This is a genomic window from Streptomyces sp. NPDC002935 (assembly GCF_040611295.1).
In the GTDB taxonomy this organism is placed as follows: domain Bacteria; phylum Actinomycetota; class Actinomycetes; order Streptomycetales; family Streptomycetaceae; genus Streptomyces.
In genome coordinates this window covers 107,336-122,647 of sequence record NZ_JBEXNW010000008.1, presented here as the reverse complement: position 1 = coordinate 122,647, position 15,312 = coordinate 107,336, and the positions used below count along the sequence as shown (strand labels likewise).

13 protein-coding genes are annotated in these 15,312 nt (G+C 68.5%); 6 read left to right on the top strand and 7 right to left on the bottom strand.

From position 1 onward, the window contains the following. Positions 1 to 213: 213 nt before the first annotated feature. Positions 214 to 417 (bottom strand): cold-shock protein, encoded by a 204-nt coding sequence (locus tag ABZX90_RS13150; RefSeq protein WP_351123878.1) that lies wholly within the window; start codon positions 415 to 417, stop codon positions 214 to 216. Between the two features lie 701 nt (positions 418 to 1,118). On the opposite strand from ABZX90_RS13150, the gene ABZX90_RS13145 reads away from it, so the two are divergent. Continuing rightward, positions 1,119 to 1,760: a hypothetical protein gene (locus ABZX90_RS13145; protein ID WP_355204358.1), complete on the top strand. Its 642-nt coding sequence runs from the start codon at positions 1,119 to 1,121 to the stop codon at positions 1,758 to 1,760. A 19-nt stretch (positions 1,761 to 1,779) separates the two neighbouring features. On the opposite strand, the gene ABZX90_RS13140 is transcribed toward ABZX90_RS13145, so the two are convergent. The 5 genes from ABZX90_RS13140 to ABZX90_RS13120 form a co-directional block, all read right to left on the bottom strand. Next, the gene (locus tag ABZX90_RS13140; protein ID WP_355204355.1) at positions 1,780 to 3,018 is read right to left on the bottom strand and encodes an alpha/beta fold hydrolase; all 1,239 of its coding nucleotides are present in this window, start codon (positions 3,016 to 3,018) and stop codon (positions 1,780 to 1,782) included. A gap of 581 nt (positions 3,019 to 3,599) precedes the next feature. Then, positions 3,600 to 4,322, bottom strand: a complete 723-nt coding sequence (locus ABZX90_RS13135) for a DUF4142 domain-containing protein (RefSeq protein ID WP_351123869.1) — start codon at positions 4,320 to 4,322, stop codon at positions 3,600 to 3,602. 358 nt (positions 4,323 to 4,680) lie between these two features. Then, complete coding sequence (locus ABZX90_RS13130) at positions 4,681 to 5,319, bottom strand: SIMPL domain-containing protein (protein WP_351123867.1); 639 nt, start codon at positions 5,317 to 5,319, stop codon at positions 4,681 to 4,683. Between the two features lie 125 nt (positions 5,320 to 5,444). Further along, complete coding sequence (locus tag ABZX90_RS13125) at positions 5,445 to 6,221, bottom strand: calcium-binding protein (protein WP_355204351.1); 777 nt, start codon at positions 6,219 to 6,221, stop codon at positions 5,445 to 5,447. Positions 6,222 to 6,331: 110 nt separating this feature from the next. Further along, positions 6,332 to 7,243: a hypothetical protein gene (locus ABZX90_RS13120; RefSeq protein ID WP_355204348.1), complete on the bottom strand. Its 912-nt coding sequence runs from the start codon at positions 7,241 to 7,243 to the stop codon at positions 6,332 to 6,334. A gap of 577 nt (positions 7,244 to 7,820) precedes the next feature. Between ABZX90_RS13120 and ABZX90_RS13115 the strand changes: the two genes are divergently transcribed. From ABZX90_RS13115 to ABZX90_RS13100, 4 genes are all read left to right on the top strand, one after another. After that, positions 7,821 to 8,345: a hypothetical protein gene (locus tag ABZX90_RS13115; protein ID WP_355204345.1), complete on the top strand. Its 525-nt coding sequence runs from the start codon at positions 7,821 to 7,823 to the stop codon at positions 8,343 to 8,345. A gap of 418 nt (positions 8,346 to 8,763) precedes the next feature. Then, positions 8,764 to 9,963 (top strand): ice-binding family protein, encoded by a 1,200-nt coding sequence (locus ABZX90_RS13110; RefSeq protein ID WP_355204343.1) that lies wholly within the window; start codon positions 8,764 to 8,766, stop codon positions 9,961 to 9,963. Between the two features lie 114 nt (positions 9,964 to 10,077). Next, complete coding sequence (locus ABZX90_RS13105; RefSeq protein WP_355204341.1) at positions 10,078 to 10,815, top strand: DUF5819 family protein; 738 nt, start codon at positions 10,078 to 10,080, stop codon at positions 10,813 to 10,815. Continuing rightward, complete coding sequence (locus ABZX90_RS13100; protein ID WP_355204338.1) at positions 10,805 to 12,067, top strand: HTTM domain-containing protein; 1,263 nt, start codon at positions 10,805 to 10,807, stop codon at positions 12,065 to 12,067. The genes ABZX90_RS13105 and ABZX90_RS13100 overlap by 11 nt, the downstream gene beginning before the upstream one ends. 322 nt (positions 12,068 to 12,389) lie before the next feature. Here the strand turns inward: ABZX90_RS13100 and ABZX90_RS13095 are convergent, their stop codons facing one another. Beyond that, positions 12,390 to 13,154, bottom strand: a complete 765-nt coding sequence (locus ABZX90_RS13095; RefSeq protein ID WP_351123849.1) for a hypothetical protein — start codon at positions 13,152 to 13,154, stop codon at positions 12,390 to 12,392. Positions 13,155 to 14,133: 979 nt separating this feature from the next. On the opposite strand from ABZX90_RS13095, the gene ABZX90_RS13090 reads away from it, so the two are divergent. Beyond that, on the top strand, positions 14,134 to 15,177 hold the full coding sequence (locus tag ABZX90_RS13090; protein ID WP_355204334.1) for a lipase: 1,044 nt from the start codon (positions 14,134 to 14,136) through the stop codon (positions 15,175 to 15,177). Positions 15,178 to 15,312: the final 135 nt, after the last annotated feature.

Below are 15,312 nucleotides of genomic sequence, written 5' to 3'. Positions count from 1 at the left end.
GGACCAGGAGCGAACCGGACGTGGACCGTGCGCGGACGCGGGAGCGAGCCGGGGGGCGGGAGCGAGCCAGGGGGCAGGAGCAGAGCCTGAACCCCCGGAAGCGCGGTCGCGGGTCGAACTCACCGCAGACCGCCGGGACGCCTGCGCCAGAAACGCGCCGAGCTGGGGCCCGCACCCCAAGGTGCGGGCCCCAGCTGCGCGTGCGTGAGGGTGTCAGACGGAGACGATGTTCTCGGCCGTCGGGCCCTTCTGGCCCTGCGCGATGTCGAAGGACACCTTCTGGCCTTCCTGAAGCTCACGGAAGCCCTGCGCGGCGATGTTCGAGTAGTGGGCGAAGACGTCAGCGCCGCCGCCGTCCTGCTCGATGAAGCCGAAACCCTTTTCGGCGTTGAACCACTTCACGGTGCCTGTAGCCATGTCAAATCTCCTTCGGGACGGTGCTCGGGATCCGCACTGTGCGGACTCCGCGTCGCCGTGATGATTACCCCGCCGGAAATGACCGGATACAAAAGAACACCACCCTGCAAGAACAGGGTGGATGCTCACAAGTTTTTGGGAACCACAACTGCAACTGCTATCGACAGTAGCACGGGACGATCGATAGCGTGCGGTCGAATAGGTCACTCCGCCTGTCGATCAAGAAATTCTCATCGCGCCTGGCGTCGATTTCTTACGTCGCCGCCACAGATATTGGCTCGCCCGGGTCGCAGCGTTTCTGCCCCGGGACCGTGCGGCGGATTCAGAATATGTGACGAAAATCGAACCCGCGCCCACGGCGCCCGGCCAGGGGCGCGCGCGGCACGGTGACGGCACCGTACCCGTTCTCGTACCCGGCGCCGGTGACGAGGTCGGCCCCGCCGTTCCTGTCGAGGTCGACGGGCCGGACCGACCTGTCCGCGTCGGGGAGCGGCGTCCCCACCGGTGCCGTGAGCGACCCGGTCGGGAACGGTGTGGCATGTATACGCAATCGAGACCGTCCCGCGTTCCCTTCCCTGCAACTGCCGGGCGGTCCCGTGCTGTCCTGTGGGGCAAGAGCTCGCGGGCTGGTGCGCGACGGCCGTTCGCCGTGGTCACACAGGTCGTGACGGTGACTTCGTCGGTCGAGAAAAGGATGGGCCATGCCCGGTCTCAGACGTACGTCGGTGATAGCGCTGGCAGGCGGGATCATGCTGCTGACGGGGTGCCAGGACTCGGCGGGCGCCGGTTCCGCCGTGGGCACCACCGGTTCCTCTCCGGACACCACCGCCGCGGCAGCCGTACGGTCGGACGTCTCGGATTCGGTCACGCCGGCCCCGTCGCCTCCCGTCGGCACGCCCACGCCGTCGCATGTCTCCGCCACCCGGGACCCGGAGCGGGCCACGGACGCCGCTTCCGCCCCGACGGGTCATCCGGCCACGGCCGTCCCCGGCTGCCGCAACCTGGCCGCCGGCGACGAGGTGAAGGCCGCCGTGACCCGGGCGTACCGGAATCGGGTCCACTTCACGCACATCGACCCGGTGCCGCACGGCTTCTTCTACGGGCAGTGCGGCACCGTCAGGTACGCCGCCACCCGTTTCGGGCTCTCCGCAGGTGCCACGCAGGAGGAACTCGTGGGCATGCAGGACGAGGGCAGCGCCACCAAGTACTTCCGCTCCTCCGGCGGCGGCTGGGTCTACGTCGGAACCGACGGCTTCCCCGCCGGGCCGCACGGGTGCGGTGACATCCCGGCGGTTCCCGAGGCTCTGGCCGCCGCCTGGGGAGGCTGCTCGGTCGCGCACTGAGCAGCCCGTGCGGCCGTCGCTACAGGCGCCCGGGGATCGCGGGGGCCGCGCTGGTCCGGGTCGGCGTGACCGTCGTAGGCGTCGTAGCCTTCGGCGCGGCGAAGGGCGGGGTGTCCTGTTCGCAGGTGGCGCCGACGGGCGGGAGCGCCCCGCTGAGGAAGTAGCGGACCGCGTGGTCGCCGACGCAGCCGCTCGGATTGTCCAGCGCGGTGTGGCCGTATCCCTTCAGGGTGAGCAGTCGCGCGTCGGCCAGCTCTCTCGCCATGGCCACGCCTCCCTGATAGGGAGTGGCGGGGTCGTAGGTCGGGTTGACCACGAGGACCGGATGCGCGGTGGGCCTGTTCCAGGGCCCGAGGTACTTGTCGGCCGCCTCGGCCGGCCAGGTCGAGCAGGGCTCGTTGGCCCAGGCCCACCAGTGCCCGAGGTCCCCGGCACGCCGGGTGCTGAACCGGTCGAGCTCGGTGTAGCGCCGCGGATCGCGCGGGTTGGGGCTCTCCGCGCAGAGCACCGCGAGGGGCTGCTCGAAGCCGGGGTACGGCGGGGGCCCGGGCGGCGCCTCCGGCACCTCGGGGGTGCGGCGCTCCCACAGTGCCTGCAGCGTGTCGGCGGTCTCGTTCCAGCCGGGGTGAACGGTGTAGAGCCCGCCGCGGACCTCGCTCACGGTCTTCGCGTAGGTCCACGTTCCCTGGGGCTGCCGTGCCAGGCGCCGCATCAGTTCCTCGAACTTGGCGCGGGTCCTCGCCGCGCCGCCGGCGGAGAAGCCACAACGGCTCGTCGGTGCGCGCCCGCACAGATCCAGGAACTGTCCCAGCGTCGCGGACGAGCCGAGATCCGACTCCAGGCGGAGGAACGTGCTGAGCTTCGGTTCCTTCCGTGAACCGTCGGCCGCCCAGGCCTCGGGGTCGACGTTGCCGTCCAGGAGCAGGCGTCCGGCCCGGGACGGGAACAGGTTCGCGTACGTGGCGCCCAGGAAGGTGCCGTACGAGACACCCCAGTAGCGCAACTGCCTCTCGCCGACGGCCCGCCGCAGCCGGTCGAGGTCACGCGCGGTGTCGGCCGTCGAGACATGGCGCAGCAGCTCCGGCACCCGGCGCTCGCAGCGGCGCCCGAGGTCGGCATAGGCGGCGATGAACTCCTCGCGCTGTCGCCTGCCGACGGGGAACGGCGGGACATCGGCGTGCCGGCGCTCGGCTTCCGCGGTGTCGGCGAAGCACCGCACCGCGGTGCTCTCTCCGATACCGCGGGGGTCCCAGCTCACGATGTCGAAGGCGCTGCCGCAGTGTCTCGGGGAACTTGTCGTACTGCGCCGGAAGCCCCACGGTTCCGGCGCCTCCCGGCCCGCCGGGGTTGAAGAACAACGACCCGATACGGCGCCCCGGAACGGTCGCCCGGGCCCTGATCACCGCGAGCTCGATGGTGGGGCCCTTGCCACGGTCGGAGTAGTCCAGCGGCACTCGTTCGGTGGCGCATTCGAAGCCCCGCTGCGCCTCGCCGGTGCAGGGCCGCCAGCCCAGGCCCGACGCCGGACCCGGACCGCCGACCGGGGCTTCGCGAAGCGGGTCCGCCGCGACGCTGCCGGTCACGACACCGGAGAGCAGTACGGACCCCGCGGCGCACAGGACGCCGCGACGCCTCCACTTCATCGTGACTGCCGGCATGAGCGAACCTTCCGGATGGTGACGGCGCGTCGGACATCGGCACAGCCGAGCGCACTGCTCATCCGACAGGCCGCCCGGACCACGGGCAACGCGCCAAGGCTGAACAGGTGACCGGCCGCACCTGGCGGGCTGCGCCAGGGCTGCAGCAAGCGAAGCGCCGAGGGATGCGCCGGGCCCGGGCCTAACGCGGCGGAACGAGGCCGCCGGTCGGCCGCACGGGCCGCGCCGAGGGCGCCGACCCTCCCGGCGACGGCGGTGGAGGCCCGGTCGGGCCGACGGTCAGAGCGGCAGCCGCCGCGTTCGCGATCGCGTCGAAGTCGACGTAACCGGTCTTCTCCAGCACCGTGATGTGGTCGAGCACGGTCCGATCGGCGTCCGAGGCGAGTTGCCGTACCAGTGAGTTGCCGGTGGTGCTGCGCACCTGCGCGAGCAATTGGAAGACCTTGCCGTGCGCGGAGCGCAGCAGATTCGCGAACTTCCGGTCGTAGTCCTCGCCCTGGGCCACCGACAGCTCCTGGAGCCAGCCCTGCTGCCGGGCGTTCGGCTGGGACGGCAGTGCGATGCCGAGGTCGGCCGCGACGACGCGGACGCGCTTGTCGAGGTCGGTGTGGCCGGCCACCAGATGGTCGCCCGCCTCCTTGATCGCCTTCGTGGGGGCGCGTTCGATCGCCTGCTGACCCGCGGGTATCTCCCACAGCCCGGCGAGCCGCACCCGCACCACGAAGTCGCGGTCGGCGGCGGTCAGCGGTCCCCAGCGGGTGTTCACCGTGTCGGCGGGGGCGGGCGCGTCGGCCTTCGCGGCGTCGAAGCGGTGCGGATAGGAGTAGAACACCGGGTACGCGAGTGAGCCGATCGTGCCGGCGATCGCCAACACCATGAAGATCGTGCCGAAGCTACGCCGCAACTGAGCCTCCCTGATGACCGACTGATCGGTGGAAACCTGGAGGTCTCCGGTATCGCCCGGCGTCGGTCAGAGCCGTTCATGGCGCGTGCCGAGTGCTCCAACCCCATTCCCGTACGGGGGAACGGGAGTTGCCGAGGCGGAGCACCCGGCCGCCGGGCCAGAAGATCACCGCGCGGGCCGGCCCGGATAGGGCCGAACGGCCCCGCGTGCCAGGGCCGGACGGACGCCGGAGCGTTCACCGCGTGCCGGGACGTACCGATCCTCCGAGGTCGCGGGAAGGCCCGGGCCGATGACCCGGGCCTTCGTCACGGAGCGGGCGACGAGAATCGAACGTGCCTGATCAGGGCGTTGGTCCCGCTCAGGCGAGCAGGCCGAAACCGAGCAGTACGGCGGCGTCGACGCGCACCGTTCCCGGAGCGAAGGCACCGTCGGACTCGGGATCGCCCCCGATACGACTCCCATGACTGCGCAGCCCGACCGATTCCGGGTCGACGTCCTGGATGTGCACCACGGGGCCGAGCCGCACACCGCAGGCCTCCGCGTACACCTCTGCCTTACGCCGTGCGGCCGCGACCGCCTTGCGGCGGGCCTCGTCCCGGAGCGCGGGCTTGTCGAGCACGTCGAAGTGCACCTCGTCGACCCGGTTCGCGCCGGCCTGGACGGCGTCCTCGATGAGGAGCTCAAGCCGATCGAGAGCGCCGGTCTGCACGGTGTACGCCGCCTCGCAGCGATAGCCGGAGAACACCCGCTCGGCGCCGTAGCCGTTGAACGCCGACTGGAGGGCGAGCCGCGACGCGGACACCTCGGAGTCGGGTATGCCGTGCTCCCGCAGCACGGTCCGGAGCCTGACAACCGCCGCGCCGGCCTGGTCGAAGGCCTCCTTGGGCGTCGGTGCCAGGAGTTCGACGGCGAGCTTCACCTGGGCGAGCCGCGGCTCCGCCGACACGTGCCCCGTACCCATCACGCTGAGCCCCCAGGGCTCCTTGATCTCTGCCATACGAAGATCGAACCAGCAACACCCCGCCGCCACAACGGACTTGAAGCCCGGGAAAGGTGGGGTGGAAACGGAGACGGCCCGGCACAAGGCCGGACCGGCTCCTCCCTCTGCCTGGCCGTCGAGTGCTACTGCACGTCGACGTAGTCGCCGGTCGCCGAAACGGCCGGAGTGGTCGAGGTACCGGCGAAGTTCCAGCGCCAGTAGCCGTCCACGGACGCGGTGGTCGTGGTCTGCAGGTCACCCGTGCTGGAGGTGTTCACCGTCTTGACGGTGGTGTAGGTGCTGGTGCCCGCCTTGCGGAACTGGAGCTTGACCGGCTGTGCGGTGTAGCCCGCGTAGACGTCGGTGTCCCAGTTCGCCCGGGTGAGCTTGCCGGTGACCTTGAGGGTCTTGCCCTTGGCAATCGGTTCCGGGCCGGCGTTGACGGTCAGCTTCGAGTACCGCTGGAGGCGGGTGGTCGTATAGGCGTCCCGCTGGGTCCAGCTGTCGTCGTTGGCCCATACGTCGACTCCGACCTTCCAGGTCCCGGCGTCGGCGTTGGTGAGCCACCAGTCCGGTTCGAAGGTGAAGGTCTTCGAGCAGGTGGATGTGGTGGCGCTGGAGGCCACGCAGTCCGCGGGTGTGGTGTCCTCGTTCGGCGTGATGTAGCCGTCGGGGTTGTCGGGATCCGTTCCGCGCCACAGGTAGAAGTCCGCGTCCCAGATGCCCGAGGGATCGGCGGCGGTCACCGAAACCGTGACCGTCTTGTCGGTGAGGCCGACAGCGATGCTCTTACCGCCGTTGACGGAGAGGGCGGTGATCTGGATGTCGCCGACGGTCTCGTCCGCGTACGCGGCGGGGCCGGTGAGTCCGGCCAGCACGGAGGCGGCGGCGAGCACGGTGAAGGTCGCGCGTCTGCGCATGAGTCTCCCCGGAGTGAAGAGGGTGGGTCCGCCGGACACATGACACGGCGGGCGGGATGAGGGGCCGATCGCGAACCAGCGAAGTCAGCTGATCCCGCGGTCGTCCTGGGTCAGGACTTGGAGAGCGTGACCTCGGACTCCTGCTGTCCGGTGTCGGCGGTCACCGGGTAGTCCCTGTCGTCTGCCCGCGCCCTGCTGCGCATCGTCGCGGGGCCGGGCTGGAAGGAGGTGCCGGGTTCCTGGCTGGTGAGGCTGACAGACCAGGGCACGGGCGCGCCCGGGGTGCAGGCCACGGTCGTCTGATAGGTCGCGGCCGGCGTCCCCTTCTTCTGGATCTGGAAGACCTGGCCGACGAGCGAGACGCTCGCGGGCTTGTTGCACGTCACGGTGCCACCGACGGCGATCTGGCCCTCGGGGACGTCCACCGTGCCCTCGGGGGCGACGTTCATCCCCATCGCGAGCTCGACCGGAGGTTCGGGCATGACCGCGTGAACCGCACCGCGGAGAGGCACCGTCGATCCGTTGCAGTACTGCTCGAAGGTTGCGTCGAGCTCATGGACGTAGCCGTAGGGGCCGAACGCGATGTGCTCGATGGTGAAGGAGCCGGAGTTGGTGTTGCAGCCCTTCTCGGTCCCGTTGTCGATCCCGCTGAACACCAGTTCCGGATCCCCCGGCCCGGCGTTGGGCCATTGCTTCGCCCCGGTGTACGTGGTGCCCTCGGTCAGCTTCTGACCATCGGGCGCGGCGACGATGAGACGCCAGAGCGTTCCCTCTTCCGCGTCTATCGCAACGGTGAGACCGTTCTGGTCCGTGCTGCCCTGGACGTCGAACATCTGGATCGCTCCGGCCGTGTACGCATACGACTGACCGCCTGAAACGGGCTCACCCGCATCGCCGCTGAAGCTCAGCGTTCCCGACGTCGAGCTGTAGGCCTGCGCAGTGTCCGCCAGGGGTGCGGCTGTGAGCGCGACCGTCATCGCCGCGACAGCTCCCACTGTCCGGGCCAGTACGCGTTTCGGCATGACACTTCTCGTCAAGGTTGCCCCAAGGGAGTATTCCGATCTTGGCCGATCAGACGCGCGACTCATGCGTCATGGAGGACCAAGTCGGATGAAACATGACCATTGGTGAGGCCGTCGAGCCTCACTGGAGGAGCGCAGACGCTCTGGCAAACATCACAGTGACCTCAGAAGTCCCGCTCGCCACATGCCTCGTACACCGTGCCGGTCTGGCCTGCCGACCGCCACGAGTCGTCTCCGCATCCCAGGGGAGCATCCTAGGCACTCCCTGTTTCCGCAGTTCAGCAGGGGTGGGACGGTTCCACCGTTGCAGGTGTGGCGGCAGCCGTTGTCGTGGATCCCCGGCGTCCTCGAAGCTCTGGGTGTCGCACCGGCCGAGGCGGAACAACTGCCCCGGCAGCAGCATCGCAACGACACCCACCCTGCGCCTGTGTACCGGGGCGCCTCTGTGCCCGAGCACCGAGGTGCGGCCTCGAATCGGACGCGGCGGAGGTGGCGGCCAAGTCGCCAGGCGCTTTCGGCACCAAAGCCAGAACCGGCCCAGAGCAACCACACACGGACCAGAAAAAGGAAGACACGCATGAGCAAGAAGTCCCCCGCACACCGCCGTTCGGGCCGCCTCGCGGTCGTCGCCGCCGGCCTCGTCCTGGCCGTCGGACTCGGTGTCTCGACGCACGTGTCGGCACAGGCGGCCGTCCATGCCCCCGCGAAGGTGTCCACGGCCGCGCCGAAGTCGGTCAGCGGCACGCCCGGCCAGGCGGTGACCCGGGTCGCCGACTTCTACGGCGCGTACATCGACGCGAAGGGCGACTACGAGGACCCGGACGCCACGCTGGCCACGGCGCTCCGCAAGCACTACCTGACGGCCGACTTCGCCGGGCGGCTGGCCGCCTGGGAGGAGAAGAACGGGGCGGACGGCGTTCTGCGGGCCCAGAACGTCCCGGCAAAGTGGACGGTGACCGACAACGGCGCCGTGGGTATGGGGCATGAGGTCATCGTCACCCTGACGTTCGGCAGCGGGGAGACGACGCAGAAGACCAAGCTCTTCGTGCTGCTCGAGCGCTACAACCACATCGCCGACATCACCACCACGACCAACGGCTGACGGCGGAGCCGCTCCGCCCGGCCTGTCCCGGCCGTGGCGCGCCACCCACTCATCGGTTTGGACAACAAAGAACCCCCGGGTCGTCGACCTGGGGGTTTGTGGGGAGTGCGGTGTCGACGACTCCTTCCATTCGAGGGAGTGGTGACGGCCGGAAATGCGAATAGGAATATTTACGCAATACTGTGCGCCGGTCGAATGGTCCGCGTTCTTCGCGCTGGTGTTTGGATCGGCACCGGAATAGTTCTGCGTAATATGCGGCGGCAGCAACACCAAGGCTTCCCGGGTGATCGGTAGGGCCCGGTATGCCACGGCCCCCACAGGAATGGCCTCGATGAAACTGAAGATCCCTCAAGCAGATCATCGCCGTACTCTGACAGGCTTGCTGGCCTCGGCCCTCGCCGTGACAGTTTCCGCTGCGATGGTTTTCCTGACGCCGACCGCGGCGTCGGCGATCGCCTTGCCCGTGCCTCTGGGCACAACCGCCTTCTACTCCGTTCTGGCGGGTCAGGGAGTCACCAACACAGGCAATTCGGTGCTCGCCCACGACCTCGGAACGCACCCGAACCCGTCCATCACCGGATTCCCGCCCGGCCTGGTGCAGGGCGCCGTGCACGCGGCGGACGCCAACGCCCTCCAGGCCAAGTCCGACCTGATCGTGGCGTACAACAACGCCGCCGGCCAGGCGCAGGACTTCGCGCTTCCGGCGGGAATCGGCGGAGGCCCGGCGCTGCTTCCCGGCGTCTACCACGCCACCGCCGGTGTCGGCATCACCGGCGACCTGATTCTGGACGGTCAGGGCAGCTCCGACGCGGTCTGGGTGTTCCAGATTCCGGAATCCCTGACGACCGCGACCTCCAGCCGCATTCTCCTCACCAACGGCGCTTCGGCGTGCAACGTGTTCTGGCAGATCGGCCAAGACGCGTCGCTCGGCGTCACCACCAGCTTCGTGGGCACCCTCATGGCCGGGAACGACATCACCGTGAACCAGGGAACGAACGTCGAGGGCCGGCTACTGGCCCAGGTAGGTTCTGTGACCCTCAACAACAACAGGATCTTCCTCGGCGGGTGCGCGGCCTCCACCACTGGTGGAACGACTACGGGAACCACGACCGGCGCGACCACCGGTGGAGGCCTCGTCAGTGGTGGCCTCATCACCGGTGGCGTCCTGGGCGGACCCCTCGTCTCGACCGGCGGCACCTCGGGCAACATCGCGGGCAACACGTCCGGAATCACCGCCGGCAACACCTCCGGAAACACCGCGGGCAACACGGCCGGGAACACCACCGGCGGGATCACCGCGGGGAACACCACCGGTGGGCCCGGCGGCGGGCACGGCCATGCGCCGGGCCGGCCGGAGCACGGCGGTCACGGAAAGCCGGAGCACGGCGGTCACGGAAAGCCCGACCACGGCGGTCACGGAAAGCCCGACCACGGCGGTTACGGAAAGCCGGACCAAGGTGGTCATGGGAAGCCGGACCACGGCGGCAAGGTCGACGACGAGCAGTACGCCCATCCCGGCAAGCCGGACCACGGCAAGCAGCCTGAAGAGGACTACGGCTACGACGACGTGCCCAAGGGTTACGAGGGCGACCACCACTCCAAGAGCTACGAGGGCTAGGCAGCGCACTGCGGTCAGTCTGCTCACCGGATGACGGCGCGCGGCGGGATTCTCATCGAATCCCTCGCGCGCCGTCGGTGGCGGTAGGCGTGGAACGCGGAGCGAGCAGCTGAAATGAGAAAGACAGGGTGCTCGGTGTCGAGCGGAATTGACTCAGCGGATGTGAAGGCGGTTCAGCACTCCGGATCAGGTCCGGTCGCGCGGGAAGGTCCTGACGCTGCGGCCGCGACGCCCGCATTGCCGAAAAGTGCCCGTTCGCTGAGAGCCGGGCTGCGCACTGCCGTCGTCCTGTGCCTGGCGGCGAGTGTCGTCCACGTGGTTCTGGTGTTCCTTCATGTAGCGCCGACGAACACCCTGTCCAAGCGATACAGCCCGCAGATCAATGCATGGGTGTTCCCCTTCTTCGAGCAGAATTGGCGGCTTTTCGCCCCGGACCCCGAATCCGTCAACCGGCAGATTCTGGTGAGAACCGCACACACCGAACGCGACGGATCGGTCCAGGCGAGTCCCTGGTTCGACCTGACCGCCGTGGACAGCTCTGCGGTCGAGCACCAAGTGTTCCCGAGCCACACGGCGCAGAACCTGCTGCGCCGTGCCTGGGCCGGTTACGTCGACTCGCACGGAGGCGACGACAAGGCGCATACGGAACGCGCCTTGATGATGCAGAAGTACCTGAGCAACATCGCCGCGGACCGGGTCGCCGCCCGCAGGGGCAGCACCTTCGACTTCGTTCAGCTCCGTGTCGTCACACTGCCGATCGCCGCGCCTGGCGCCGCGGCCGGCGATCGCCCGCCGAGGCCGGTCGAGAACCGGCTTCTGCCCTGGTGGAAGGTGACCCGCCATGCAAAGTGAGACGCACAGGGCCACGTCCCTCGGCGCCGAGCGGTGGCCGGCCGACCGGATCACCACCGCGTGGCACCTCCTGACCGGCCGGCCGGTGTCCCTGTACGCCGCGTCGGTGCTGCGCATCGGCTACGGGCTGCTCTACCTGATCTTTCTGCTGCGCGAGTTCCCGCACCGTGCCGAGATCTGGGGCCCCGACTCACCGTGGACGCCCGCCTTGGCACGCGAGCTCTTCGAGCAGACGGGGTGGAGGAGCATCCTGACCCTGTCCGACAGCCGCGCCTACTTCGAGTTCTGCTACGTGCTCGCCCTTGTCACGTCCGCGCTGTTCCTGTTGGGCTGGCGAACCCGGGTCATGTCCGTCCTCTTCGCCGTCGTGGTGTGCTCGTTCCATGCCCGCGCGATCTTCATGACGGACGGGGGCGACAATCTGGTCCTGCTGATGGCCATCTACCTCGTCCTCACCGCGTGCGGCCGGCGCTGGTCCCTGGACGCGCGCAGAGCCCGACTGAGGGCGCCTCGTGCGGACAGCGCGCCGGAACCAGCGGGGAGCCGCCTCGCGCGGCAACTCCGCGAATCCCGCACCACCTTGATCACTGTCGTGCACAACTGCGGCATGCTCGTCATCGCAGCGCAGGTTTGCCTTCTCTATGGATCAGCCGGCCTGTACAAGGTCCAGGGCCCTTCCTGGGGCGGCGGCACCGCTCTCCACTACGTCCTGAACCTCGAACTCTTCCGGCCCTGGCCCGCGCTCTCCCACTTCGTGGACGAACACACGCTGCTGATCGCGATCGCGGGCTACATGACCGTGCTCTTGCAGGTGGCCTTCCCGTTCGTGCTCTTCGGCAGGCTCAAGTACCCCGTTCTAGTCATGCTGCTGGGCATGCACTTCGGCATCGCGGTGCTCATGGGGCTGCCCCTCTTCTCCGGCGCGATGATCGTCGCGGACGCCGTATTCCTTCCCGACCGCTTCTACACCCTGCTGCCTCACCTCTGCCGACGCGCCGCGCAGCGCAGGAACGGCCGACAGCGGGCACCCGAACGAGCGGCGGGATCCGGAACAGTACCTACGCAGGGCGGACCCGGCGCACTCGGTTCGAAGCATCGAGTCGTACTCCCGGCGGACCGGAAAGACGCCACGCTCACCGCCGGGCCCGCATCCTCCCAAGTCCCCCAGAAAGCAGCTGAGTCACAAACAGTAGAGAACACCGGTGATCCAGACGATCGGTGTTCTCGGCGCCTGCGCGGGGTCCTCGATTGACGTGCAGATAGCCATCCCGTCGGGCTTTCGACATCAACTTGGGAAGTTGAGGTGATCGAGGCTTACTCCGAGGCTCACCTGCTGCTGAGCGGCATAGGTGCCTGGTGCGAGTGCCATTTGATTCCCCGGTGTTCCCCGTGGTTCCCCGCACGATCTGGCACGGGCCTGGCACGGGCCTGGCACGGGCCTGGCACGACCTCTTCGCTCGCGGTCGGCCAGCGCAAGGCGTCGGGTCCGCCGCGATCGCGGCGGACCCGACGCCTTGACCGTCGCAGCCGTTACCGCCGGCTCGGCCCCCACCAGCCCGCCAGCACCGCGGACATCACTTCACCACGACGTTGTCCCCGGACGACGTCGACGGCCCGGTGGTGGTGTTGCCGTAGTACACCCAGCGCCACGTACCCGTCTTGGAGGCCTTCACGGTCGTCCTGAGATCACCCGAGCCGTTCGCGTACACCTTCTTCACCGTGGTGTAGGAGGCGGTGCCGGCAGGCTTGAACTGCAGGCTCACCAGGCGGCCTCCGTAGGAGGCGTACTTCCTGGTCTCCCAGTTGGCCCGCGCGACCTTTCCGGTCACGGTGATGGTCCTGTCCTTGGACACCGGTTCGGGCGAGGCGTTGACGGTCAGGCGGGAGTTGCGCTTGACGTGGACCGTCAGCCCCTTGTCGTCGGTGTCACCACCGCCGCCCTCGAAGTACACCTCGGCCCCGACCTTCCAGGCCCCGGCCTCGCTGTTACGCATGTCCCACACGCTCGGGTCGAAGTACATCGTCTCGTTGAAGTCGCAGACGCCCGAGCTCACCTTGATGCAGTCGCTCGTCTCGACGGCGTGCCACAGCCGATCACCCGCACCACCGCGGTACAGGAACACGGCTGGCCACTTCCACTGGTGAGTGGTCGCCATCCGGAAGGAGGTGGGGACCGCGACCTCCTTCGACACCCCGATCACAATCGGCTTGCCGCCGTTCACCTGGACACGGGTGAACGAGACCCCACCCTCGGCCGCCCCGGCCGGCACCGCGGCCAAGGCCGTGAACACCGCCGCCGCACCACCGGCCACGACGACTCTCCAGACCTGCTTCCCCACCTGATCCCCAATCTCCTTACGGAAATGCACCGAAGGCACATCTCTCCAGCGCCTTACAGACAGCCGGCATCCACACGGGGTTGTACACCCGCGAATCACAATGGGGCATCAGACAATCCCCGCCTCCCGCGAGGCGGAGAGGGTGCGGTGCCCGGGATCCGGGCGGCCGCCAAGAGGCTCGCGGTGGAGGAATCCCTCCCCAGTGGGCCATGCATGGGCCGAGGGCGGCTTGCGGACGCGCCCTAAGGGTTGCCTTGCAGGTCAAAGAGGTCAGGCGCCCGAGATCGCGACGGTCTCGAAAACCGTCGTGGCAGCGATGTCACCTTGGGTTCAAATCCCACCCCACCGCAGGTGAACGGCTCCTGACCAGGTAAATCGGTTGGGGGCCGTTCTCATGTGCGCTATCTGTCAATCACCGTGGTTCCCCGTCAGGCACCGGTCGAACGGGCACGGCAGGGGCACGGGCACCTTCTGATCCGTAGCTCTAGCCGGATCGGTCAACGCCGGCCATTCCGGTCGCTTCAGGGCCCTGGAGGAGCGCTATCTCGACTGTGGTGAGCCGCCGTTGACCGTGGTTGACCGCACTATGTGGCACGACTGTGGCACGCCGGAACTAGGTTCTGCACAGGCGATCTTGGCTGAGGAAGCCTGATTTCAGCCGCCGCGCACCGCCGCCCATCAGGTAGTCGGGAGCACGGATGATTGTCTCTGCCATGATCGAGTCATGATCTCAACTTCTGCAAACTCAATAGGTCGGCCCGTTTCCCGCCGCTTAATCCTCGGCGGTCTCACGGCCACGGTTGCCACTCTCGCGCTGCCCTCCTCCGCGCGCGCCGCGACAAGCCCGAGCGGCGACCTCTTCCGCTGCGCCCTGCCCGCCCCCACCGGACCGCATCCGGTCAGCACAGTCGACCTGCACCTTGTCGACCCTCGGCGGAGTGACCCATGGGTTGAGGACGGCTCCCAGCCACGGGAACTCATGATCACTGTCTGGTATCCCGCGCGCCGAGACGCCGAAGCACCGGCAACGCCCTACGCCACGCCCGGACTTGGTCGGGCCTTCGATACCTTCGCGGGATCCCTCGGCATCCCCGCCGGCTCCGTCGACTGGGCTGGCATCGGTACGCATACGACCGTCGGCGCCCCGGTAGCGCACGCGGCCAGGCGGCTGCCCGTTGTGCTCTACACGCCCGGTCGGCTCAACCCGCGCTTCCTCGACACCAGCGTCGCCGCCGAACTGGCCAGTCACGGGTATGCCGTCGTGGCCGTCGACCACACCTACGAATCGCTCGCTGTCGAGTTCCCCGACGGCCGTGTCATCACCCCGGCCCTCGCTCTGGCTGGCGAGCTGTCACCCCAGGTCATGAAGGCCGCGGTGGACTGCCGTGTGGCCGACCTGCGCTTCGTGCTGGACCAGTTGCGCCTGCTCGCTCGCGGTGGCATCCCCGACTCCGACGACCGCACCCTCCCGGCCGGACTCGGAGCCGCGCTCGACCTCGGGTCGGTCGGAGTCTTCGGGCATTCCCTGGGCGGCACGGCCGCAGCCGAGGTGATGCGCCTGGACCGGGGCATCAGCGCCGGTGCGGTCCTTGAGGGCCCTCTCGGCTATGGCCCGGACGACCCGGAACTGTTCGCACCTGTCACACATACAGGGCTGCGGCAACCCTTCCTCCTGGCAGGTAGCTCATACACGCCTGAGCTCCCCTTCACACACACTCACGTACCCGCCTGGCAGGCTCTGTGGAAGAACTCCACCAGCTGGAAACGCGACTTGTGGACCGCCCGGGCACGGCACCAGTCCTACAGCGATTTCCAGGTACTCATCCCAGCGCTCGCCGCCCACTTTGGTACCCCACCGCCCACTGTCGTGGCGGCCATGATCGGAGACATTGACCCGGTCAGCTTCACCGGCGCCCGCCGCGCCTACCTCACCGCCTTTTTCGACCAGTCCCTGAAACACCGGCGGCGCCCCCTACTCGACAACCCCACACCGCACCTCCCCGACGTCACCCGCATCAACTAGGACACAGGAGGAAGCAATAGACGAGGGTGTGGGCTGCGAAGGTCGGCGGAGTCCTTAATGCGCGAGTCAAGTGCTAAACGGTCTAGAAAACCGTCGTGGCGCGAGTCGCCGTGGGTTCAAATCCCACACCCACCG